Source organism: Arthrobacter sp. NPDC093128 (assembly GCF_040683875.1).
Taxonomy (GTDB): Bacteria; Actinomycetota; Actinomycetes; order Actinomycetales; family Micrococcaceae; genus Arthrobacter.
The window spans coordinates 1-1,362 of sequence record NZ_JBFBEY010000071.1; the positions used below are offsets into that span (position 1 = coordinate 1).

At 63.9% G+C, this 1,362-nt stretch carries 1 protein-coding gene; it reads right to left on the reverse strand.

Going from position 1 to position 1,362, the window contains the following annotated elements; translation table 11 throughout:
- Positions 1-38 precede the first annotated feature (38 nt).
- Positions 39-1,289, reverse strand: a complete 1,251-nt coding sequence (locus AB0N24_RS27525; protein WP_364131770.1) for an IS256 family transposase — start codon at positions 1,287-1,289, stop codon at positions 39-41.
- Positions 1,290-1,362: the final 73 nt, after the last annotated feature.

Sequence of the window (1,362 nt, forward strand, 5' to 3'; positions counted from 1 at the left end):
AGGGAGTGTCCGTTTAACGGTTGATCCACGGTTGGCATTTAGTTGATTCTTCCGTCGAAGGTGATGGCGAAGGCATTCAGTGCCGGCTTCCACCTTGTGGCCCATCGTGCCCTGCCTTTGCCGGTCGGGTCCAGTGCCCGGGTGGCGAGGTAGAGGCATTTCAGGGCGGCCTGCTCGGTGGGGAAATGGCCCCTGGCCCTGACCGCACGCCGGTAGCGGGCGTTGACGGATTCGATGGCGTTGGTGCTGCAGATGACCCGGCGGATTTCGACGTCGTAGTCCAGGAACGGCACGAATTCGGTCCACGCGTTCTCCCACAGCCGGCTGATCGCCGGGTACTGCCTGCCCCATTTGCCCGAGAACTCCACGAAGCGTTCCTTCGCCGCGGCCTCGGACGGCGCTGTGTAGACCGGGCGCAGATCACGGGACATTTCGTCCCAGTACTGGCGGGCGGCATATCGGAAGGTGTTGCGGATCAGGTGCACGATGCAGGTCTGGACGACAGCGAGCTGCCAGACCGTGGTGATGGCCTCGGGAAGGCCCTTGAGCCCGTCGCAGACCGTGATGCAGACGTCCTCGACACCGCGGTTTTTGATTTCGGTCAGCACCGAGAGCCAGAACTTCGCCCCTTCGCCGCCGTCCCCGGCCCATAGCCCGAGGACGTCCCGTTCGCCGTTGACGCTGACGCCGATAGCGACGTAGACCGGCCGGTTGGTGACCTGCCCGTCGCGGACCTTGACGTGGATCGCGTCGATGAACATTACCGGGTAAACCCGGTCCAGGGGCCGGTTCTGCCACTCGGTCATCTCCCCGATGACCTTCTCCGTGATGCGCGAAATAGTGTCTTTTGAGACCCTGGCGCCGAACACCTCGGCGAAGTGGGCAGCGATCTCCCCGGTCGTGAGCCCTTTCGCGCTCAAAGACAACACGATCTCATCCACGCCCGTCAGCCGGCGCTGCCGCTTGCGCACGATCTGCGGATCGAACGTCGAGCCGGTGTCCCGCGGCACATCGATCTCCACTGGCCCGATCTCGGTCAGCACGGTCTTCGTGCGGGTGCCGTTGCGGGAGTTCCCGCTCCCGCGCCCGGACACCTCGTGTTTTTCGTATCCGAGGTGCTCGTCCATTTCCGCTTCCAGAGCGGTCTCCAGGACGTTCTTCGTGAGCCGGTTCAACAACCCGTCAGGGCCGACGAGGTCGATGCCCTGCTCCCGGGCTTGGGCCAGGAGCTGCTGCGCTAACTCCTGCTGATCCACATCAGTCGCCATGGGATCCATGGTGTCGCTCATGATCAGTCCTCCCCGCCAGGCAACGCCCGGCGTGTCAGGCCAACCCTGGATCCACCGTTATTCAGACAGTCCC